Origin of the sequence: Nocardiopsis sp. N85, from assembly GCF_028882275.1 — a bacterium.
Lineage (GTDB): Bacteria > Actinomycetota > Actinomycetes > Streptosporangiales > Streptosporangiaceae > Nocardiopsis > Nocardiopsis lambiniae.
Window position 1 is genome coordinate 31,003 of sequence record NZ_JARBUT010000026.1, and the last position, 20,200, is coordinate 51,202.

At 72.9% G+C, this 20,200-nt stretch carries 17 protein-coding genes; 7 read left to right on the forward strand and 10 right to left on the reverse strand.

The genetic code is table 11. The annotated features are described in order from the left end of the window. Positions 1-267: 267 nt before the first annotated feature. The 4 genes from atzF to PWG71_RS26100 all read right to left on the reverse strand — a co-directional run bounded on the left by atzF (position 268) and on the right by PWG71_RS26100 (position 8,220). A complete protein-coding gene (gene atzF, locus PWG71_RS26085) occupies positions 268-1,965 on the reverse strand; it encodes an allophanate hydrolase (protein ID WP_274812670.1) in 1,698 nt (565 codons plus the stop codon). Continuing rightward, positions 1,965-5,567 (reverse strand): urea carboxylase, encoded by a 3,603-nt coding sequence (gene uca, locus PWG71_RS26090; protein ID WP_274812671.1) that lies wholly within the window; start codon positions 5,565-5,567, stop codon positions 1,965-1,967. Before uca ends, atzF begins: the two co-directional genes overlap by 1 nt. 59 nt (positions 5,568-5,626) lie before the next feature. Then, positions 5,627-6,352 carry a GntR family transcriptional regulator gene (locus tag PWG71_RS26095; protein WP_274812672.1) on the reverse strand — a complete coding sequence of 242 codons (726 nt, stop codon included), beginning with the start codon at positions 6,350-6,352 and terminating at the stop codon, positions 5,627-5,629. Positions 6,353-6,657: 305 nt separating this feature from the next. Continuing rightward, a complete protein-coding gene (locus PWG71_RS26100) occupies positions 6,658-8,220 on the reverse strand; it encodes an SLC13 family permease (protein ID WP_274812673.1) in 1,563 nt (520 codons plus the stop codon). Between the two features lie 267 nt (positions 8,221-8,487). Between PWG71_RS26100 and PWG71_RS26105 the strand changes: the two genes are divergently transcribed. Then, positions 8,488-9,435 carry a TAXI family TRAP transporter solute-binding subunit gene (locus PWG71_RS26105; protein WP_274812674.1) on the forward strand — a complete coding sequence of 316 codons (948 nt, stop codon included), beginning with the start codon at positions 8,488-8,490 and terminating at the stop codon, positions 9,433-9,435. 12 nt (positions 9,436-9,447) lie between these two features. Here PWG71_RS26105 and PWG71_RS26110 read toward each other — a convergent pair whose 3' ends face one another. The 4 genes from PWG71_RS26110 to PWG71_RS26125 form a co-directional block, all read right to left on the reverse strand. Further along, positions 9,448-10,854 carry a sensor histidine kinase gene (locus tag PWG71_RS26110; RefSeq protein WP_274812675.1) on the reverse strand — a complete coding sequence of 469 codons (1,407 nt, stop codon included), beginning with the start codon at positions 10,852-10,854 and terminating at the stop codon, positions 9,448-9,450. A gap of 3 nt (positions 10,855-10,857) precedes the next feature. Further along, a complete protein-coding gene (locus PWG71_RS26115; protein WP_274812676.1) occupies positions 10,858-11,535 on the reverse strand; it encodes a response regulator transcription factor in 678 nt (225 codons plus the stop codon). A 193-nt stretch (positions 11,536-11,728) separates the two neighbouring features. Beyond that, positions 11,729-12,196 (reverse strand): DoxX family protein, encoded by a 468-nt coding sequence (locus tag PWG71_RS26120; protein WP_274812677.1) that lies wholly within the window; start codon positions 12,194-12,196, stop codon positions 11,729-11,731. 181 nt (positions 12,197-12,377) lie between these two features. Continuing rightward, positions 12,378-12,884: a MarR family winged helix-turn-helix transcriptional regulator gene (locus tag PWG71_RS26125; protein ID WP_274812678.1), complete on the reverse strand. Its 507-nt coding sequence runs from the start codon at positions 12,882-12,884 to the stop codon at positions 12,378-12,380. A gap of 79 nt (positions 12,885-12,963) precedes the next feature. Between PWG71_RS26125 and PWG71_RS26130 the strand changes: the two genes are divergently transcribed. The 3 genes from PWG71_RS26130 to PWG71_RS26140 all read left to right on the forward strand — a co-directional run bounded on the left by PWG71_RS26130 (position 12,964) and on the right by PWG71_RS26140 (position 15,179). Next, positions 12,964-13,743, forward strand: coding sequence for a dioxygenase family protein (locus PWG71_RS26130; protein ID WP_274812679.1), 780 nt, complete (start codon positions 12,964-12,966; stop codon positions 13,741-13,743). 51 nt (positions 13,744-13,794) lie between these two features. Beyond that, positions 13,795-14,364 carry an NADAR family protein gene (locus PWG71_RS26135; RefSeq protein WP_274812680.1) on the forward strand — a complete coding sequence of 190 codons (570 nt, stop codon included), beginning with the start codon at positions 13,795-13,797 and terminating at the stop codon, positions 14,362-14,364. A gap of 65 nt (positions 14,365-14,429) precedes the next feature. Then, positions 14,430-15,179: an SDR family NAD(P)-dependent oxidoreductase gene (locus tag PWG71_RS26140; RefSeq protein ID WP_274812681.1), complete on the forward strand. Its 750-nt coding sequence runs from the start codon at positions 14,430-14,432 to the stop codon at positions 15,177-15,179. A 48-nt stretch (positions 15,180-15,227) separates the two neighbouring features. On the opposite strand, the gene PWG71_RS26145 is transcribed toward PWG71_RS26140, so the two are convergent. Beyond that, positions 15,228-15,983 carry an SDR family NAD(P)-dependent oxidoreductase gene (locus PWG71_RS26145; RefSeq protein WP_274812682.1) on the reverse strand — a complete coding sequence of 252 codons (756 nt, stop codon included), beginning with the start codon at positions 15,981-15,983 and terminating at the stop codon, positions 15,228-15,230. Between the two features lie 717 nt (positions 15,984-16,700). On the opposite strand from PWG71_RS26145, the gene PWG71_RS26150 reads away from it, so the two are divergent. Next, positions 16,701-16,943, forward strand: coding sequence for a hypothetical protein (locus PWG71_RS26150; protein WP_274812683.1), 243 nt, complete (start codon positions 16,701-16,703; stop codon positions 16,941-16,943). 39 nt (positions 16,944-16,982) lie between these two features. Here PWG71_RS26150 and PWG71_RS26155 read toward each other — a convergent pair whose 3' ends face one another. Next, on the reverse strand, positions 16,983-17,744 hold the full coding sequence (locus PWG71_RS26155; RefSeq protein WP_274812684.1) for an SDR family oxidoreductase: 762 nt from the start codon (positions 17,742-17,744) through the stop codon (positions 16,983-16,985). A 124-nt stretch (positions 17,745-17,868) separates the two neighbouring features. Here PWG71_RS26155 and PWG71_RS26160 point away from each other — a divergent pair, with 124 nt between their 5' ends. Together PWG71_RS26160 and PWG71_RS26165 are read left to right on the forward strand one after the other, a co-directional pair. Then, positions 17,869-18,789, forward strand: a complete 921-nt coding sequence (locus PWG71_RS26160; protein ID WP_274812685.1) for a helix-turn-helix domain-containing protein — start codon at positions 17,869-17,871, stop codon at positions 18,787-18,789. Positions 18,790-18,872: 83 nt separating this feature from the next. After that, positions 18,873-20,135 carry a hypothetical protein gene (locus tag PWG71_RS26165; protein ID WP_274812686.1) on the forward strand — a complete coding sequence of 421 codons (1,263 nt, stop codon included), beginning with the start codon at positions 18,873-18,875 and terminating at the stop codon, positions 20,133-20,135. Positions 20,136-20,200: the final 65 nt, after the last annotated feature.

The following is a 20,200-nucleotide window of genomic DNA, read 5'->3' on the forward strand; positions in this document are numbered from 1 at the left end:
GTTCCCGGGACGTTCAGGACGTGTTCCGTGGGTGCCGCGGTGCGTCGACCGGGCGGAGTGTCACCGACCGCCGTGGCCGGTGCTTCCAGGGTCTGTTCTTCGCGTGCTCTTCCGTGCCCTCGGGGGGTCGCGAGGGTGTCCGCGGGGTTCCGGAGGCCCGGAGCGAACGTCCGTGGAGCGAGGACGTGGGCGCGGGGCAGAAGGTCCCCGTTCTCCGGGCGTTCCGGGCACGGACCGAAGCGGAGCGCGGGTTCGAAAGAACACGCCTTAGGAGCCGGTGGCGGCCCGGTAGGCGAGCCAGCCCCCGTGGGCGCTGATGTCCTCGGCCCCCTCGGCGGCGACCGCCTCACAACCGAAACCGACCACCGTGCGCCCGTCGGCGAGGGTCACCGCGCCCAGGGACATCGGGGCGGGCAGGGCGGCCAGGAAGGCGCCCAGGGCCGCCGGGGAGAGCCGCCACACCTCGCAGGCCAGGGCGGTGCCGTCGGACTCCACGCGGAACAGTCCGGGTTTGGGCGGTGTGGTGGGCAGGGCGACCATCCGGTACTCGGGGGCGGTGGCGGTGGCCTCCACGAACCGGGCCCCGGGTCCGGTGAGCTGGTGGTGCAGCGGCTGGCCGCGCAGGTGGGCGCCGAACACCGCCAGTTCCACGCCCGCCCCCGGGTGCAGCTCCCCCGGGTCCCGCCCGACGAGGGCGCCCGCCAGGTCCAGGGCGACCTGGTCCTCGAAGGCCCGGGAGATGAGACTGACCCCGAACGGGCGCCCCTCGACCTCTCCGGCCGGGACGGCGACCGCCGCCAGGTCGAGGAGGTTGACGAAGTTGGTGTAGGTGCCCAGCCGGGAGTTCACCGCGACCGGGTCGGCGGCGACCTCCGCCAGGGTGGGGTGCCCGACGGTGGTGGGCAGCAGCAGGGCGTCGAAGCCGTCGAGGATGCCGGCCGCCGTGGTCCGGTAGGCGGCCAGACGCTGTTGATCGGCGGCCAGCCGGTGCGCCGGGACGGTCTCGGCGGCCAGGACGATCCCCGACACGGTGGGGTCGGCCCCCTCCGGGTGCCCCTTGAGGAAGTCCCCGACGGCCGCGTACCGTTCGGCGACGAGCGCGCCGTCGTAGAGCAGCCGGGCCGCCTCCAGCAGCGGGGCGACGTCCACCTCGGCCACCTCAGCGCCGGCCGCCGCCAGATCGGTGACGACGGTGGCGAAGGCGGCCCGTTCGGCCTCCGACAGCGGTTCCAGACCCGCCGGGGTCGGCACCGCCACCCGGCCCGCGCCGCGCGGGGCCAGGCGCACGTCGGCGGGCACCGGGCGGGAGTAGGGGTCGTCGTCGGCCGGCCCGGACATCACCGTCAACGCCTCCCGGGCCGTGGCGAGGTCGCGGGCGAAGACGGTGACGCAGTCGTAGGGGCGGGCGGCGGGGACGACCCCCGACGCCGGGACCAGGCCCAGGGTGGGTTTGAGGCCGACGATGCCGTTGAGGGCGGCGGGCACCCGGCCGGACCCGGCGGTGTCCGTGCCCAGGGAGAAGTCGGCGACGCCCAGGGCGACCGCCACCGCCGAACCGGCACTGGAGCCGCCCGAGATCCGTTCCGGGTGGGCGGCGCCCCGCACCGCCCCGTAGGGGCTGCGGGTCCCCACCAGGCCGGTGGCGAACTGGTCCAGGTTGGTCTTGCCCAGGACCAGGGCGCCCGCCGCCACGAGGCGCCGCACGGCGGGCGCGCTCTCGACCGGTGTGCGCGCGAACGCCGGGTGGGCGGCGGTGGTGGGCAGTCCCGCCACGTCGATGTTGTCCTTGACGGCGACGAGCAGCCCCGCGAGCGGGAGGGCCTCGCCGGTCGCGAGCCGTTCCTCCAGGGCCTTGGCCTCCGTCTCCACGTCGTGCTCGGGGCGGAGGGTGATCCAGACCTCGGGGCGGTCGGCCTCGGCGATCCGCCGGTAGGCGGCGCGGACGCGGTCGGTGGGGTTGTGCATCAGGCGGGTTCTCCTTGCGTGATGACGGCCAGGGCGCTCCCCGGGTCGAGGTGCTGCCCCGGGCTGACGAGGATGTCGGAGATCGTTCCCGCCTTCGGGGCCCGCACCACGACCTCCAGCTTCATCGCCTCCAGACGGACCACGGGCTGCCCCTCCTCGACGGTGTCGCCGGGACGGACGTCGACCTTCCACACGGAGGCGGCCAGGGGCGCCTCCACCAGGGCCGCGCCCGGCGGCAGGTCCGGGGCCCGGGTGGCCACCGGTTCGGGTTCGGGGCGGTCGGCGAACTCGCCGGCGGCCTCCCAGGCTCGGCGCTCGGTCTCGAACGCGGCGGCCTGGCGGGCGCGGAACGCGGCGATGGAGTCGGCGTTGTCGGCCAGGAAGCGCTCGTGTTCCGCGAGGGCGAACTCCCCGTCCTCGATCCTCAGCTCGTGGCTGCCGGCGAGCAGGTCGGCGCGCAGGTCCAGGAGTTCCTCGTGGCCGACCGGGTACCAGCTGACGCGGTCGAAGAACCGCAACAGCCACGGCACCCCCGGTTCGAACGGCCCGTACTGGCCCAGCCCCGACCAGATGGGGACGGTGCGGCCGATGAGCTGGTAGCCGCCGGGACTCTCCATGCCGTAGACGCACAGGTAGGCGCCGCCGATGCCGACCCCGGCCTCGGGCGTCCAGGTGCGGGCGGGGTTGTACTTGGTGGTGACCAGCCGGTGCCGGGGGTCCAGCGGGGTGGCGGCGGGCGCGCCGAGGTAGACGTCGCCCAGGCCCAGGACCAGGTAGGAGGCGTCGAAGACGATGTCGCGGACCTGGTCGACCGTGTCCAGGCCGTTGATACGGCGGATGAACTCGATGTTGTCGGGGTTCCAGGGGGCGTCGTCGCGGACGGCGGTGCCGTAGCGGGCGATGGCCTCGTGGATGGAGGGGTCGTCGAAGGACAGCGGCAGGTGCAGGGTGCGGCTGGGCACCCGCATCCGGGAGGTGGCCGGCAGGTCGGCCTCCACCTCGCGGAGCAGCCCGAGGAGCGTGCGCAGCGGCAGGCGTTCGGGGTCGGTGTGCAGGTGCAGGGAGCGCACACCGGGGGTGACGTCGACGATCCCTTCGGGGTGGGCGTCCTCCACGGCGGTCATGAGGGCGTGGACGCGCATGCGCAGCCCGAGGTCGAGGGCCATGGGTCCGTACTCGACGAGGATGTTGTCGTGTCCGCCGCGCCGGTAGACGACCTCCGGGGTGCCCTCCCCCGCGGGGACGCGGGCCAGGACACCGTCGTCGCCGTCGGAGCCGTCGCGCAGCAGGGCGGCCGCGGTGGGCTCGCCGTGCAGGCGCTCGGCGGCGGCCTCGGTGACCGGGTGGAACCGGACGGTGTCGCCGGGCCGGAGCTGGCCGATCTTCCAGCGGGAGCCGGAGACCACGGTGACGGGGCAGACGAACCCGCCGAGGCTGGGCCCGTCCGGGCCGAGCAGCACCGGGGTGTCGCCGGAGAGGTTGACGGCGCCGATGGAGTAGGCGGTGTCGTGCACGTTGGAGGGGTGCAGTCCGGCCTCGCCGCCGTCCAGGCGCGCCCACCCCTGTTTGGGGCCGGACAGGCGGACGCCGTTGCGCGCCGATTGGGGGTGGACCTTCCAGGCGGTGGCGTAGAACGCGGCCATGCCCTCCCGGGTGAGGAAGTCGGGGGCGGCGTGCGGCCCCTCGGACACCTCGATGTCCCAATGGGCGTCGCCGTCGGCGAGGACCGGTAGGTCGGGGCGGTCTGCGTCGGGGACCGGAGCGGGATCGGGGGCGTCGGCGGCGATCGGCGCGGGGCGCAGCACGTCGCCGAGCCGCAGCGCGCGGCCGCTGTGGCCGCCGTAGCCGCCGGTGGTGAACGTGGAGGTGCTGCCCAGGTACTCGGGGACGTCCAGGCCGCCGCGCACCAGCACGTAGGTCCGCATACCCGGGCCTCGGGCGGGACCGACGTCGAGCAGGCCGCCCGCCGGGACCTCCAGGGGCTCCCATCGGGCGACCGGGACCCCGTCCAGGGTGACCTCGGCGGGGGCGCCGGTGACGCACACCGTCGTGGCGTGCGAGAAGCGCAGGGCCGGTCCCTCGATGGTGCACTCCAGGCCGGGGGCGCCCTCCGGGTTGCCCAGGGCGCGGTTGCCCAGGCGCAGTGACAGGTCGTCCATGGCGCCCGAGGGGGGCACGCCCACCTGCCAGTACCCGGTGCGGCCGGGGAAGTCCTGGACGGTGGTGAGGGTGCCGGCGCGTTCGACCTCGATGCGGGGTTCGGGATCGCCCACTCCGGCGCAGGTGGCGGTGGTGTGGTCGACGGCGCGCACCCCGGGGTGGGCGGCCAGGGCGCGCAGCAGCCCCAGGTTGGTCTGGAGGCCGTCCACCCGGGTGTCGGCCAGGGCGTCGGCGAGGCGGTTCCACGCGTCGTCGCGGTCGGTCCCGTGGACGATGACCTTGGCGAGCAGCGGGTCGTAGTCGCTGGTCACCCGGCGCCCGGTGGCCGCCCATCCGTCCACGCGGACGCCCTCGGGCGTTTCGACCCGGGTGAGCAGGCCGGAGCTGGGGCGGAAGTCGTGGGCGGGGTCCTCGGCGTACACGCGCGCCTCGACGGCGTGGCCGGTGCGGACCGGCCCCTCCGGCGGGACGTCGACGAGCACGTCCTCGCCCCGGGCCTGGCGCAGCATCCACGCCACCAGGTCGACGCCGGTGATCTCCTCGGTGATGGGGTGCTCGACCTGGAGTCGGGTGTTGACCTCCAGGAAGGACGCCTCGTCCCGGTCGACGTCGTAGACGAACTCCACCGTTCCGGCGCTGCGGTAGGACACGCCGGCGCACAGTTCGCGGGCGGTGCGGTGCAGTTCGGCCCGGACGTGGTCGGACAGATCGGGGGCGGGCGCCTCCTCCACGACCTTCTGGTTGCGGCGTTGCAGGGTGCAGTCACGGTCCCCGAGGGTGACGACGCGGCCGTGCCCGTCCCCGAAGACCTGGACCTCGATGTGCCGGGCGCGGGAGACGAAGCGTTCCAGGAACACCCCTCCCCCACCGAAGTGGGTCCGGGCCATCCGCCCCACCTGCTCGAACGCGGCGCGCAGCTCGGCCTCGTCCGCGCAGGGGCGCAGGCCGATACCGCCGCCGCCGGAGGTGGCCTTGAGGATGACCGGGTAGCCGACGCGCTCGGCGGCGATCACCGCCGCGTCGGCGTCGGACAGGGTGTCGCTGCCCGCGACCATGGGCAGACCGGCCGCGGCGGCGGCCTTGCGGGCGGTGTGCTTGTCGCCGAACTGTTCCAGGTGGTGGGGCGCGGGGCCGACGAAGACGGGGCCGGCCTCCTCCACGGCGCGGGCGAAGTCGGCGCTCTCGGACAGGAATCCGTAGCCGGGGTGGATCGCGCCGGCGCCGGTGGCGGCGGCCGCCGCCAGGACCCGTTCGACGTCGAGGTAGCTCCGGGCGGCCGGGGCGGGGCCCAGTCGGACCGCCTCGTCGGCCATCCGGGTGTGGAGGGCGCCCGCGTCCGCGTCGGAGTACACGGCGACGGTGCGCAGGCCCAGTTCGCGGGCGGAGCGGATGATACGGCAGGCGATCTCGCCGCGGTTGGCGATGAGCACGGAGTCGAACACGGTGGCTCTCCTTGGTCCGAGGTTCTGCGCGCGGGTCGGTGGGCGTCGGGGGCGCCGGGTCAGAATGCGTCGGGGTGCAACGCCATACGGGTGAGGGCGCGCCGGGCGCGTTCCAGGACGACCTCCATGGAGGCGCCGACGTGTTCGTGCATGGCGCGGTGGGCGGCGTCGATCTCGCCGTCGAGCAGGTGTCCGACGATGGCGAGGTGCTCGGTGATGGTGGAGGCGATCCGGTCCTCGGTGAGGAAGTCGTACATGCGGACCCGGCGGATGCGCCGGTTGACCGAGACGAGGGAGTCGGTGAGGGCCCGGTTGCCGGAGGCGCGGGAGAGGTCGGCGTGGAAGTCCTCGTCGAGCAGCACGAACGAGGCGTCGGGCGCGGGCGGGTCGGCCGCGATGCCCTCCCAGCGTTCGCGCTGGGCCTTGAGGATCTCGGGGTCGTGCCGGATGTCGGGGTCCTCCAGGGCGCGGGCGATGCCGCGCAGCTCCAGGGTGACCCTGAGTTCGTAGAGGTCGCGCAGTTCGGCGAGGTTGGGAACGCTGATGTGGAAGCCGTTCTCACGCCGCTCGACCAGGCCGTCGGAGTACAGACGGGCCAGGGCCTCTCGGACGGGCGTGCGGGAGACGCCGAAGCGCTCGGCCAGGCGCACCTCGCCGAGTCGGGTGTGGGGGGTGATGCGACCGCTGAGGACCTCCTCCCGCAGGAGGGCGTAGACCCGGTCCCGGCGGGAGCCGGCCGTGTCGACGGCGGGTCCGTCCGGGCGTGTATACAGCGGTGTGTCCATGGGCCCCGACGGTAGGAAGGCCGTGTTTCGGCGGCCCTGTCCTTCGGTGAAGCCTGCGTTTCCCCGTGTTTCGTCGTGCTTCGCCGCCGGAGGTGACGGCCGCCCACGGGTCGGACGTGCGACCGGCCCCGTACCGGGGTCGGAGCGCGCGCCCGACCGGCGCGACCCGGCCGCCGGGGCGGGGCCGGGAACGGGAAAGGGCGCCGCGGCCCGGGTCGTGGGAGTGCGGTGGTGTCCGGGAGGACATGACACCACCGGCCGACCCGGGCCGCGACGCCCGTGGGGGCGGGATCGCGGGGTCCGGTCTACAGGGTGATGCCGAGGGCCCAGGCGAACAGGGCGTACATCGCCCCGAGGATGAGGACGAGGGCGATGAGGTTGAGCCACAGGCCGCCGCGCATCATCTGGCCGATCCGCACGTGCCCCGAACCGAAGACGATCGCGTTGGGCGGGGTGGCGACCGGGAGCATGAACGCCATGGTCGCGGCCAGGGCCACGGGGACCACCAGGGCGAGGACGTCCATGTCCATGCCCATCGCCACGCCGCCCAGGATCGGCAGGAAGGTGGCGGCGGTCGCGGTGTTGCTGGTCAGCTCGGTCAGGAACAGGACCAGGGCGGCGACGGCCAGGATGAGCACCCACACGGGGATGCCGGCGAGGACGGAGACCTGACCGCCGATCCAGGTGCTCAGGCCGCTGGCGGTGAACTGCGCGGAGATGGCCAGGCCGCCGCCGAACAGCAGCAGCACGCCCCAGGGGAGCTGGACGGCCGTGTCCCAGTCGAGCAGGCGGGCGCCCTTGCGGTCGACGGGGACCAGGAACAGGACGACGGCGACGGTCATGGCGATGCCCGCGTCGGTGATGGAGGACAGCCACGGCAGCGCGGCGCCGACCGTCTCGGTCCTGGCCAGCATCGGGATGAAGATCCAGGACAGGGCGGCCAGCGCGAACACCAGCGAGACCGACTTCTCACCGCGGGACATGCGTCCCATCTCGGCGAGTTCGGAGCGGATCAGCTCCTGTGCGCCCTCGACCCTCTTGACCTGGGGCGGGAAGACCTTGACGAGGACGAACCAGGCGATGAGCAGGAAGACCGCCGCCAGCGGGACCCCGGCGAGCATCCACTGGCCGAAACCGATGGTGATGTCGTGGGTCTCGGAGAGGTAGGCGACCATCAGCACGTTGGGCGGGGTGCCGATGATGGTGGCGACCGAGCCGATGGAGGACGCGTAGGCGATACCGAGCATGAGCGCGGTGGCGAAGTTGGCGTCGGTGCGGCCGTTGCGGAACTGGGTGAGCACCGTGATCACGGACAGGCCGACGGGGAGCATCATCACGGCGGTGGCGGTGTTGCTCACCCACATGGTGATGAAGCCGGTGGCGACCATGAAGCCGCCGACCAGGCCGGCCGTGTTGGAGCCGACCTTGGAGACGATGGTCAGCGCGATCCGTTTGTGGAGGTTCCACTTCTGCATGGCCAGGGCCAGCATGAAGCCGCCCATGAACAGGAAGATGGTGTCGGATCCGTAGGAGGAGGCGACGCCCGCGATGGGGGTGCCCTCCAACATCACGGGGAAGAGCACCAGCGGCAGCAGGGAGGTCACCGGGATCGGGATCGCCTCGGTGGCCCACCAGGTCGCGATGAACGCGGTGATCGCGGCGACGGTGCGACCGTTGGCGGACAGGACCGCCTCGTCCTCGCCCTCGATGAGCGGCAGCGGCATGTCGGGCATGAGGAGGTAGACGATCAGACCGATGACCGGGCCCGCGATGAGTCCGACCACCTTGAGGCGGGAACCTCCGGCGGGTCTCCCGTCTTGTGAGGGCGACGAGGTGTCGGGGATCTGCTCGCTCTTGGGGGACGCCATGTGAACCCTCCTGTCGTGGGTCCCGCGGGCGGGACCGCGCGGGCCCACCGGGACCTACCGGGGATCACGGACCGTTACGGTCCGGTTTCCCCGGGATTTCTCGATTCGTCACAGTGATGGTGAACACCTCCCGATCATGTGTCCAACCCCTCACCGAAAATTAAGGTTCCTCTGACATTCGAGAACGCCGAGTCAGTGACCTGACGCACATGGTCATCTCGGAGGCGTTGTGGGCGCTCGCCTTGGCACACCGCTTAAGCTGCCGTTATGCGATCAGAAGGTCCGAATCGGCGCACCGTGTTGCGCGGAGCCGTCGGCGCCCTCGTCGCCTCCGGCATGAGCGGTTGCGGTTTCGGCGCCGAGGCCGCGCCCGCGGAACTGATCGTCGCCACCGGTCCTCCGGGGGCCGTCTACCGGGAGATCGGCACGGAGATCGCCACACTGCTGGACGCCCGCCTGCCCGACACCTCGGTACGGACCGTGGAGACCAGGGCCTCCCACGACAACCTGCGTCTGCTGGCGAGGGGCACGGCCGACCTGGGGCTGTCCAGCCTCGACTCCGTGCTCGCCGGCGAGATCACCGACGCCTCGCCGCTGCGCGCCATCGGCCGCCTCTATGACAGCTTCGTCCACCTCGTCGTCCTGGACGGTTCCGGCATACGTCGTGCGGCCGATCTCGCGGGCCGACGGGTGTCGGTCGGTGCCGTCAACTCCGGTACCGAGTTCACCGCCCTCCAGATCATCGCCGAGACCGGTGTGGAACCGGAGCTCGTACGCCTGGATCAGGCGGCCTCCGCCGAGGCCCTGTGGAACCGTGAGATCGAGGCGATGTTCTCCCTCACCGGGCTGCCCACCCCGGCGATCGCCGACCTGGCCGATCGTCACGGGGTCAGGTTGATCGACCTGTCCGGGATCGCCGTGACCATGGTGGACGCCCATCCCGAGGCGTACTTCCCCGCCACGATCCCGGCCACGACCTACCGGGGGATCCCGGCCTGTCCGACGATGTCGGTGCCCAACCTGCTGCTGTGCCCGTCCGCGCTGCCCGACGATCTCGCCCGCACGATCACCGACACCGTCTACACCGGGGCCGCCCGGATCGCCCGGACCCGGCCCGAGGCCGCGCAGATCAACGTCCGCACCGGGATCTCCACCGGAGTGGTCCCCCTTCATCCCGGGGCGGAGCAGTGGTACCGGGAGAACAAGCCGGCGTGACCGGGGCCCGGGTCAGTCCGATCCCGGCGGATCCGCGACCGCGGGCAGCAGGAGCACGGCTCCGAAACCGGCCCCGCCGTCATGGCGGAGTCCGTCCGTCAGCAGCAGTCGCCCGCCGGCCTCTTCGAGCAGCCCCGCGACGATGGCCAGTCCCATGCCGGTCCCCTCGATGTTCTGGTGCCGGGGGGAACGCCAGAAGCGCCCGGTGGCGGCGGCACGCTCCTCCTCCGGCAGACCGCCCCCGTCGTCGAGGACCTCGATCCGTACGGGGTCGCCGCCGTGGGCCCGGATCTCCACCCGGGTCCCCTCCGAGAGGCGGAGCGCGTTGCTGACGAGTTCGTCGAGGATGCTGCCCAGTCCGCCCGCCGGAGCCCGGACCCACAGGTCCCGGGGAACGTCGACGGCCACGGTGAGGCCGCGTTCGCCCCCCAGGGCCCGCCACCGTTCGACCCGGGTGTCCAGCACCTCCGTGATCAGGGTCGCCTCGGTGCCGGTCACGCTCTCCAGACGGGTGGCCGCCAACAGGGAGTTGAGCATGCGGTTCATCGCCTTGGTCTCCTCGACGGCGATGTCGTGCGCCTCACGCGCCTCATCGGTACGGAGGTACGGCGCCAGGTTCTCCACCGCCAGGCGGAGACTGGCCAACGGGTTGCGCAACTGGTGGGAGGCCTCCGACACGAAGGACCGCTGACGCTCCAGGGCCCGGCGGACCACCTCGACCATGGTGTTGAAGGAATCCGTGAGCCGGCGCAGCTCCGGTGGCCCGCGTTCGGCGTCCACGTGCACGTTCAGGTCCCCCGCGGTGACCGCCGAGGTGGCCGCGTCCAGTCGCCCGATGGGACGCAGCACCCACCGGGACAGGGGCATCACCGCCCAGACCAGCAGCGCCAGCGGCAGCAGGCTCGCCAGGGCCAGCCACCCCCAGGCACCGAGGGTGCCCGCTCCCAGGCGTTCGGTGGGGGACACCAGGACGACCGCTCCGACCACCTCGCTGTCGCGGCCGATCGGCTCGGCGATCACCAGGGGGTCGGTGTCCCACGGCCACACCGTCGACGGCGGCTCGGGGCGTTCCCCGGCCAGGGCCGAAGTGATCGCCACCGGGGCGTCCAGCCGTTCCAGTTCTCCGCGCAGGCGTACGATCCCGGCCGAGCCGGCCACGATCTCCCCGTCCGGGGCCACCACGATGACGGGGATCCCGTACAGCTGCTCGTAGCGGCGCATCTCCTGTTCGAGCGCGTCGCGCCGTTCGGTCTCCAGCGCGGTGCGGGCCAGGGCGGAGAACCGTCCCGCGTCGCCGAGCCGGTCCACGTACACCTCCTGGGTCCGCTGACCGGCGATCACCGCCCCGAGGGGGACGACGATCGCGGCGACCAGCACGAACGTGGCCGGGAGCAGGATGGACAACAGGCGCCGGAGCACGGTTCAGCCCTCGTCGAGGACATAGCCGACCCCGCGCACCGTGCGTATCCGCACGGCCCCTCCGACCTTGGCGCGCAGGGAGCCGACGTGGGTGTCGAGGGTGCGGGAGGAGGTCTCCCAGGCGGCGCCCCACACCTGGTCGAGGATCCGGTCGCGGGCGACCACGGTGGGCGACCGGGAGGCCAGCAGGAACAACAGGTCGAACTCCTTGCGGGTGAGTCGGACCGGTGCGCCGTCGACGGTGGCCGACCGGGCGGAGGGGTCGACGGTGAGCGGGCCGACCCGGATCGGCGACTCCTCCCCGACGACCTCGGCCCGGGCGCTGCGGGTGCGCCGCAGCACGGCGTCGATGCGGGCGAGGAGTTCGGCGACGCCGAAGGGTTTGACGACGTAGTCGTCGGCGCCGGCGCGCAGCCCGCGCACCCGGTCGCGTTCCTCGGCGCGGGCGGTGACGGCGATGATCGCGGTCTGGGGACGGTCGCGCAGCCGACGCAGCAGGTCGATGCCGTCGGCGTCGGGGAGGCCGAGGTCGAGCAGGACCACGTCGGCGGGCGGCGCGGCCAGGGCCCGCTCGGCGGTGGCGACCCGCTGGACCTCGAAGGAGGCCGATCGCAGGGCCGTCACCAGTCCCCGGGCGACCCGGTCGTCGTCCTCCACCACGAGAATGCGCATGTCCAGCATGGTAGGGCGAGGGGCGTGCCCTCGACGCGCCCTGTGGCGGAAGCGTGGGAGCGGTCGCCCCGCACGGCCAGGCGAACGCGAGGAGCGCCCCTCCGACCCGCAGGGGGACACGGTGGGGGAACGTGGTCCCGGGCCGTCCGTCTCCGGCCACGGACGGCCCGTTCACCGGGGGTCGGCCCCGGTCACCCCTCGGTCAGGCGGAGACCGCCTCGGCGGCCCGGGACCTCCCCCGACGCCCCCAGGGCAGGAGCCGGTCGAGGGAGTAGCGCCCTCCGGAGAAGCCCAGGGCGAGCGCCGTGGCGCCCAGCACCAGGACGAGTTCGTAGCCGCCGACCAGGGGGTCGCCGACGTGGACGAAGTAGTAGGCGTTGGCCATCATGAACGCCAGCGCCAGCCCGGCGAGCGGCAGGGCCAGTCCGATGATGAGCGCCAGACCGCCGCCCACCTCGATGACCGCCCCCAGGAGGGCGGAGAACGTCGGGAAGGGGATGCCCATGGCGGCGAAGCCCTGCGCGGTGCCCTCCGGGTTCATGGCCTTGGGCAGGCCGTGGGCGATGAAGACGACACCGACGACGATCCTCCCGAGGAGGGCGGTGAGGTCGCTGACGTGGGGGGCGATCGATCTCTGGCGCGGTACGGATTCCGTCGGGTTCTCGGTCATGGGTTCTCCTGTGTTCTGCGAGCGGGTCTCCCGGAGCGGCCGCGCCTCATGGATTGAGAACACAACCTTTTCCCGGGAAGGCACATGCTATCCCGCAGTCGAACGAACACATAGAGTGCCGCTCCTCACATATCGTCACACATGACGTACTCCCCGCTCGGAGCGCACAACAGAACGCGACTCAGTCCTGACCCCCCGTACCCCCGGGGGGCGCGTACCGGGTTTCGACGCCCTCCGGATCCAGGGCCCCGAGCATCGCCTCGGCGATCGCCCGCAGGGACTCGGCCTGCTCCGGGTCGATCACGTCGAACAGGACCCGCCGCACCTGCGCCACGTGCCCCGGCGCGGCCTCCTCCAAGGTCCGGGCCCCTCGTTCGGTGAGCTCCACGATCGTGGTGCGACGGTCGCCCGGCCGACGGAAACGGCGGATCAGGTCGTCCTCCTCCAGTCGCGCGGCGGCGTGCGACAGGCGGCTGGGCGACGAGCGGAGCAGACGGGCGAGCTCGGTCATGGTCATCGCCCCGCCGGGGGATTCCGACAGCATCACCAGGGCCTGGTAGTAGGTGTGGGGCAGGCCGGAGTCCCGCCGGAGCTGCCGGTCGAGTGAGGCCTCCAAGAGGTGGACGGCGGCCAGGAAGGTCCGCCAGGTCCGCTGCTGTTCCTCGTCGAGCCATACGGCGTCGGACATCGATGCGCCACCCCAGGAATACTTGAAAGTTCAACTTTGTTCTGGTCGTCATCCGATCCCACCGTCATCGGAGGACGCCATGGAACCGACCACCACGCGCATGCCGGCCCTCTACCTCAGCCATGGTGCGCCGCCGCTCGCCGACGACACCGAATGGACCCGGCAACTCGCCGACTGGTCCGGTCGCATCAGCCGTCCCAGCGCGATCCTGGTGGTCTCCGCGCACTGGGAGGACGCACCGCTCACCCTCGGCGCGACAACGGACGGAGTGCCTCTGACGTACGACTTCTGGGGCTTCCCGCAACGCTACTACGACGTCACCTACTCCGCCCCGGGGGCGCCCGCACTCGCCGAGCAGGTGCGCGGGCTCGTCGGCGGCCCGGTCCACCAGGACCCGCGCCGGGGGTTGGACCACGGCGCCTACGTGCCCCTCAAGGAGATGTACCCCGACGCCGACATCCCGGTGCTCCAGGTGTCCATGCCGTCCCTGGACCCCGCCGAGCTGCTCGCCCTGGGCCGGCGACTGGCACCGCTGCGCGACGAGGGCGTGCTCATCGTCGGCAGCGGGTTCACCACCCACAACCTGCGCGAGATGTCGCGCGGCGCCCACGGCGCCGCCCCCGCGTGGTCCGTGGAGTTCGACGACTGGACGCGACGGGCCGTGGCCGACCACGACGTCGACGCGCTGCTCGACTTCGAGCACAAGGCCCCGGCCGCGGCGATCGCCCACCCGCGCAGCGACCACTTCGCCCCGTTGTTCGTCGCCCTGGGCGCCGGGCTGGACGGTCACCGGCGGTCGGCCTCGACCGTGGACGGGTTCTGGCACGGCCTGGCCAAACGCTCCTTCCAGTTCGACTGAGCGCCGAGAACCCCTGGCGGAACACCGGTGCCGTTCGGGAGACTCGTCCCCATGACGGACACCCTCTCCCCCGAGAACGCGCGCTCCGCGGCCGACCTGGCGAAGACGACCGGCCGGGTGCAGTACCTGCACTTCTGGGGTCATCGGCCGCACCCCTCCGGCAAGGTGTCGGCGAGCTGCCTGTCCCAGTGGTGGCCCGCCGACTTCACCGTGGACGGCGCGCTCTACCGCACCGCCGAGCACTACATGATGGCGGGCAAGGCGCGGCTGTTCGGGGACGACGAGGCGCTGGCGGAGATCATCGAGGCGGGGCATCCCCGCGACGCCAAGGAGATCGGCCGACGCGTGCGCGGATTCGACCAGGCGGTGTGGGAGGCGTCCCGGTTCGACATCGTCGTGGCCGCCAACGTCGCCAAGTTCGGGCAGCACTCCGACCTGCGGTACTTCCTGCTCGGCACCGGGAACCGGGTGCTGGTGGAGGCCAGTCCCCGGGATCGGGTGTGGGGCATCGGGCTGGGGGCGGGGCACGACGACGCGGGGCGACCGGAGCGTTGGCGCGGGCTCAACCTCCTGGGCTTCGCCCTGATGGAGGCCCGCGCCCGACTCGCCGCCGGGGCCTGATCCGCAGGAACGACGGGGCCGATTCCCGCCGGACTTCCGGGCCGATGACGGCCAGGATCGGTCTCATGAACGAGAACACGCGTCACACGAACGAGGCCGCGCTCATCACCGGCGGCAGCCGGGGCATCGGTGCGGCCATCGCCGTCCGGTTGGCCGAGGAGGGCCTCGACGTCGCCCTCACCTACGAGCGGGACGAGGAAGCCGCCGCGAAGGTGGTGGAAGCGGTCGAGGAGCGGGGACGGCGCGGACTCGCGCTGCGGGCCGACGCCGCGGACGCCGACGCGGTGACCGGGGCCGTCGACCGGGTCGCCGCCGAGTTCGGTCGGCTGGACGTCCTGGTCAACAATGCCGCGCTCTTCCCCTTCGGCCCCTTCGACGAACCCACCGTCGAGGAGATCGACCGGGTGCTGGCGATCAACGTGCGGGCCCCCTTCCTCGCCGCCCGGGCGGCGGTCCGCCACATGGACGGGGACGGTCGGATCATCACCGTGGGCAGCAACGTGGCCGTCCGGGTGCCCTTCGGCGGGCTCACCCTGTACACCCTGAGCAAGTCGGCGCTGGCCGGAATGACCCGCGGACTGGCCCGCGACCTGGGTCCGCGCGGGATCACCGTCGCCCAGGTCGACCCGGGCCCCACCGACACCGACGCCAACCCGGCGGACGGGCCGAACGCCGACGGCATCCGTTCCCTGGTGCCGCTGGGCCGGTTCGCGCGTCCCGAGGAGATCGCCGGAACCGTCGCCCACCTGGTGGGACCGGGCGGCCGGTTCATCACCGGAACGGTGATCGGCGTGGACGGGGGCATCAACGCCTGACCCGCCGCCGGGGCGTCCGCACCGTTCTCGTGCGGACGCCCCGCTGCTTCAGCGGCCCATGACGGCGCCGCCGTTGACCTGGATCACCTGCCCGGTGACGTGCCCGGCCTCCGGCGAGGCCAGCCAGGCGATGGTGACGGCCACGTCCTCGGGGCGGCCGGCCCGACCGGTGGCGGTCTGGGCGACCAGGCGTGCGTGGCGGGCCTCGGTCATGGCGTCACCGAAGAACTCCGTGTCGGCGATGTAGCCCGGCAGCACGATGTTCGCCGTGCATCCGGTGGGGCCGAGCGCCCCGGCCAGGTCGAAGGTCCACCCGTGCAGGGCGGCCTTGGTGGCCGAGTAGGAGCCGCCTCCGCCGCGCACCGCCGCGATGGAGCCGACGTTGACGATCCGGGCGTCGCGTTCGCGCAGGTGGGGGCGGAGTGCCTCGGTGAGCAGGACGGCGGTGAGGACGTTGGCGGCCCAGTCGGCGGACCAGCCCTCGGCGATCCCGGCCAGGGTGCCGTCGGGGGCCGGGCGCAACCCGCCGGCGTTGTTGACGATCACGTCGACGCCGCCGAGGCGTTCGGCCAGGGCGGGGGCGTGCGCGCCGACCGCCTCCGGGTCGCTCAGGTCCAGGGCGAGATGGGCCGCGGCATCGGCGCCGTGCCGGGCGCGGATCTCGTCGACGGTCCGGATCAGGGGTGCCTCACGGCGGCCGACCAGGCCGACGCGGTATCCCCGGTCGGTCAGGACCCGTGCGGTGGCCCGGCCGATGCCGGTGCCGCCGCCGGAGACGACGGCGGTGCGGGGGGTGATGGACATCGTCGCTCTTCTCTCGGGGAAGGGGGCGTCCACACCGTGCCGAAGGGATCGGTTCGGCGCAACGGGTTTTCCACGGTGGTCATCGCGCGTCGATGCGCGCGACGCGTTCGGCCGCCTCTTTCCTTGATGGACGGGGGCAGCGGGATGGAGCCCGCCTCGGCGGCGGGCTCCGCGCCCTCTTCCCCGATGGCGTACGTCCAGAAGTCGCGCACGGCCGCGCCGGTCCCTTCGCCGTCGAGGCGGTGTCGTCATGGCGGACCGGCACGATCCCGGTGGACGCAAGACCGCCACCGGGGCCGAACACCGTCCAGAGATCGGTGCCCTCCCCCTGGGACGCCGGGCATCCCCGAGTCGTTCATCCGAATGGGGTCGCATGCGCCATTAAGTCCGATATCGGGGAAACGCTCACCGGAAGATCATGGGGATTTCATCGACTCCTTGTCCGTTTTCCGGTCACAACCCGACGTGTACAGGAGTAGAGTCCGAAAAGCGGACAGCACGGTGCCCCGGCACCCGGTCCGTTCCCCGGAGTGCTCCGGGCCTCGGCACGCGATGCCGCCGCCCGTGGGCGTGCGCCGCATCTCGAACGCCGCGTACGCGACCCATCGCCCACTTCGGGAAACCGATCATCGGCGCGCGGCAGAATGCGCCCTCCACCGTTCCGGGACGCACCGTTCTTCCTTTTCGATGAGGACGAACCACATTCGGGGAATTCCGATGGCCTATTACCGCATCAAACTCAGCGACGGCTCCTCCCATACCGTTCAGGCGGTGCGCATGCGCACCGACGCGCGCAGCCTCTACCTGGAGGAGCGCGCGGCCGGGGACTGGCGCGAGGTGTTCGCCAACCCCCTGACGGACGTGGCGTGGGTTCAGCGCCGCTTCACCGAGAACGACGGCACCTGGACCTGGCTGAACGAACGCCTGCCCGCACCGGTCGGCGGCGTCCGGGCCTGGTGACCCGGTTCCGGTCCGGGGTCCGCGCCCCGGACCGGTCCCTCACCAGGGGAGCACCCCGTGGGCGTCCGGGTCCGACGCCCCCGCCAGGTGTCCCCACAGCACGCCGGTGGGCCCGTCCTCGGACAGGGTCGCCAGGTGCAGACTCACCCGTGCGCCCTGTTCCGCGGTGCGCGTTCCGGAGTGCCCGTTGAGATCGGTGGCGCAGTAGCCGGGGTTGGCGGCGTTGACCTTGGCCCCGCTTCCGGCGAGCGCCCCGGCGTACAGCGCGGTGATCATGTTGAGGGCGGCCTTGGAGGCCGGGTACGGGGCGCCCATGGCCATGCCGTGGAACGGGCTCTCCGGGTCGGTCATCGTGCCGATCGACCCGATCTCACTGGACACGTTCACCACGCGGGGCGCGGACGAACGGCGCAGGAGGTCGAGGAAGGCGTCGAGCACCGCCACCGGACCCAGCACGTTCACCTCCAGCACCTGGCGGAAGGCGTCGAGGTCGGTCTCTCCGGGCGGTCCCCACCACCGGGCCACGCCCGCGTTGTTGACCAGGACGTCGAGTCGGCCGTACTCCTCCGCCACCCGGGCCGCGGCCGCCAGGACGCTCGTGCGGTCGGTCACGTCGATCTCCAGCGGGCGCGCGTCGACGCCCTCCTTCTCCAGGGCGCGCACCGCCTCGGTCCCGCGTCCGATGTCCCGGGACCCCACCAGCACGGTCATGCCCTCCAGCCCCAACAGCCGCGCGGTCTGGAATCCGATGCCCTTGTTCGCCCCGGTGACCAGGGCGATCCTCACGTTCGTCTCGCTCATGTCCGCCATGGTGGGGCCGCCGCCCGTCCGGGGGTAAGGGCACCCGTCAGCCTGGTACCGGCGGTACCACTGTCGTTCCGGGCGCGAGGGTGCAGGCTGGGGGGAGGACACCGGAGGGAGCATCATGGATCGCGAGGGGTTGGCGGCGTTCCTGCGGGCCCGGCGGGCCGGGAGGACACCGCACGAGGCCGGGCTGCCCGAGACGGAGCGCCGACGCGTCCCCGGTCTGCGTCGGCAGGAGGTCGCCCACCTCGCGGGGATCTCCGTGGAGTACTACGTGCGCCTGGAACAGGCGCGAGGGCCGCATCCGTCGCGTCAGGTGTTGTCGGCCCTGGCCCGCGCCCTGATGCTGGACACCGACGAACGCGCCTACCTGTTCCGCATGGCCGACGCGGAGGCGCCCGCGGCCCGACTCCCGGACCGCGAGGTGTCCGTCGCCGTGCGCTACCTCATCGACGGTCTGGTCGGCACCCCCGCCTACGTGCTGGACGCCGGGTACGAGGTGCTGGCGTGGAACGCGATGGCGGTTCATTTCATCGGCGACATGGGGGCGCTGCCCCGGGACCGGCGCAACATCATCGAGTGGATGTTCGCCCGCCCCGAGGACGACCACCGCTGGGAGGACCCGAACACCGACTGTTTCGCGCGTTACTCGGTGGCGGACCTGCGCGCCTCCTACGCCCGCTACCCGGGCGACCCGGCGCTCGGGCGGCTGGTCACCACCCTGTTGGGCACCTCGCCCCGGTTCGCGGAGATGTGGGGGTCGCAGGTGGTGCGCGAACGGCGCGGGTTCACGAAGCGGATGGAGCACGCCGTGGCCGGCAGGCTGGAGTTCGAGTGTCAGGTGCTCCACGTGCCCGACGGGGACCAGCGGCTGATGCTGTACTGCCCCGAACCCGGGTCGGCCACGGAGCGGGCGCTGCTGCGCCTGCGCGGGGAGGCGCCGCCGACCCCCGGGGGGACTCCCGTGTTCGGCCCCGGAGCGGCCCCGTGCGGGCCGGGGGACGGGGTGGAGGTCCCGGCCCCCGTCCCGTGGACCGGGTGACCGGATCATCGTGACCTCGGGCGCTGTCGCGATCACGGAGGGCGTGTGTAATCTTCCAACGGGTCACGAGTGAGGGGAATGCCATGGACGGTCGCATCGACGTCGGGAACGGACGTCGTCTTCGACCGTCCGCCGCGCTCGGCGATCTGATCACCGCCGTGGTGCCGCCGCTCCTCCCGGCCGCGCTGGCGACCGCCGCGGCCGGCGCGGCGCTGTCGGCGGGCGCGGCGACCGGGACCGCCGTCTCCCCGACGCTCCCGGCGCTGGCCGTGATCGCGTTCGTGGCCGGTGCGCCGATCTCCGTCAACGCCGTCCTGTCGGTGACCGCGGCCGCCCTCCTGGGACGGCGTGCGGATCCGGACGGGGTCCGCCGCGGGGCGTTGCGCGCCGCCCCGGTCACTCTGGCCTGGCTCACGGTGCTCGCCGTCCCGGTCGCGGCCGTGGTGCTGCTCGCCCCGGCCCCGTGGGTCGTGCTCTCGGCCGCCGTACCGCTGCTCCCCCTGCTGCCCGCCCTCCTGTCGGCGGTGCCGATCGCCGTGGTCACCGGCGGCACCGTGCGGCGGGTCCTACCGGAGACCCTGACGCCCCGTCGGTTCCGCGCCCTCCTGGTGGGTCTGCCGTCCCGGATCCGCGTCCCCGAGCACACCGGTGCGAGCCCCTCGCTCACGGCCCCCGTTCCGGTGGCACTGCTCCTGGGAACGATGGCGGTGTCCGGGGCCGCCTGGAGCACGGGGATCTCCGCCCCCGTCGACACCGACGACCGGACGACCGTGCACATCGAGGCGGCGGACGGTTCCGAGCACCTCTTCGAGGTGGACCTGGCGGCCCCGGACGGTGACGCGCGGACGACCGCCCGGGTGGGCGATCACCTCGTGAACGCCTACTGGCGGACCGGCCCCGCCGAGGAGGGTTCCACGCTGTACCTGCGGGTGTGCCCGACGTCGGACTCCTGTGAGAAGAGGACGGCGACGACCTCCGAGGGCCTGGACGTGACCACCGACGGCGCGGGCTCCTTCGAGGTCATCGCGCAGGACCGGGACGCCGAGATCACGCTGATCACCTGCGCCGATCCGGGATGCACGCGGGCGGTGCCCGCCGCCGACCCGCCGTCCTCGGTCACCGTCGAGGTGGACGGCCCCGATTCGATGCGGTTGGTCCTGCTCTCCTGCGGTGACGCGGCCTGCCCGGACACGGCTCCGGGCGACGGGCCCGAGAAGGACCCCGAGGAGGCTCCGAAGCTCGCCCTCCCGGCAACCACGGACGCGATCGCACGGCCGGGCCCTCCCGCCATCGGCCTCGACGGGATCGCCCCCTGCGCGGTGCCGGGCTGTGCCTCCGACGTCTGACCGCGAGGATGCGCGGTGGCTTCTCCGACGGGTCCGACCCACCGTCCGGCCGACGCCGACCGGCT

What these genes read in the sequence shown, in the direction of transcription:
- PWG71_RS26100 (WP_274812673.1), bottom strand. Translation starts at nt 8,220, where the DNA reads ATGGCGTCCCCCAAGAGCGAGCAGATCCCCGACACCTCGTCGCCCTCA.
- PWG71_RS26105 (WP_274812674.1), top strand. Translation starts at nt 8,488, where the DNA reads ATGCGATCAGAAGGTCCGAATCGGCGCACCGTGTTGCGCGGAGCCGTC.
- PWG71_RS26115 (WP_274812676.1), bottom strand. Translation starts at nt 11,535, where the DNA reads ATGCTGGACATGCGCATTCTCGTGGTGGAGGACGACGACCGGGTCGCC.
- PWG71_RS26165 (WP_274812686.1), top strand. Translation starts at nt 18,873, where the DNA reads ATGGACGGTCGCATCGACGTCGGGAACGGACGTCGTCTTCGACCGTCC.
- PWG71_RS26120 (WP_274812677.1), bottom strand. Translation starts at nt 12,196, where the DNA reads ATGACCGAGAACCCGACGGAATCCGTACCGCGCCAGAGATCGATCGCC.
- PWG71_RS26130 (WP_274812679.1), top strand. Translation starts at nt 12,964, where the DNA reads ATGGAACCGACCACCACGCGCATGCCGGCCCTCTACCTCAGCCATGGT.
- PWG71_RS26095 (WP_274812672.1), bottom strand. Translation starts at nt 6,352, where the DNA reads ATGGACACACCGCTGTATACACGCCCGGACGGACCCGCCGTCGACACG.
- PWG71_RS26160 (WP_274812685.1), top strand. Translation starts at nt 17,869, where the DNA reads ATGGATCGCGAGGGGTTGGCGGCGTTCCTGCGGGCCCGGCGGGCCGGG.
- PWG71_RS26150 (WP_274812683.1), top strand. Translation starts at nt 16,701, where the DNA reads ATGGCCTATTACCGCATCAAACTCAGCGACGGCTCCTCCCATACCGTT.
- PWG71_RS26140 (WP_274812681.1), top strand. Translation starts at nt 14,430, where the DNA reads ATGAACGAGAACACGCGTCACACGAACGAGGCCGCGCTCATCACCGGC.
- PWG71_RS26145 (WP_274812682.1), bottom strand. Translation starts at nt 15,983, where the DNA reads ATGTCCATCACCCCCCGCACCGCCGTCGTCTCCGGCGGCGGCACCGGC.
- PWG71_RS26125 (WP_274812678.1), bottom strand. Translation starts at nt 12,884, where the DNA reads ATGTCCGACGCCGTATGGCTCGACGAGGAACAGCAGCGGACCTGGCGG.
- atzF (WP_274812670.1), bottom strand. Translation starts at nt 1,965, where the DNA reads ATGCACAACCCCACCGACCGCGTCCGCGCCGCCTACCGGCGGATCGCC.
- PWG71_RS26135 (WP_274812680.1), top strand. Translation starts at nt 13,795, where the DNA reads ATGACGGACACCCTCTCCCCCGAGAACGCGCGCTCCGCGGCCGACCTG.
- PWG71_RS26155 (WP_274812684.1), bottom strand. Translation starts at nt 17,744, where the DNA reads ATGAGCGAGACGAACGTGAGGATCGCCCTGGTCACCGGGGCGAACAAG.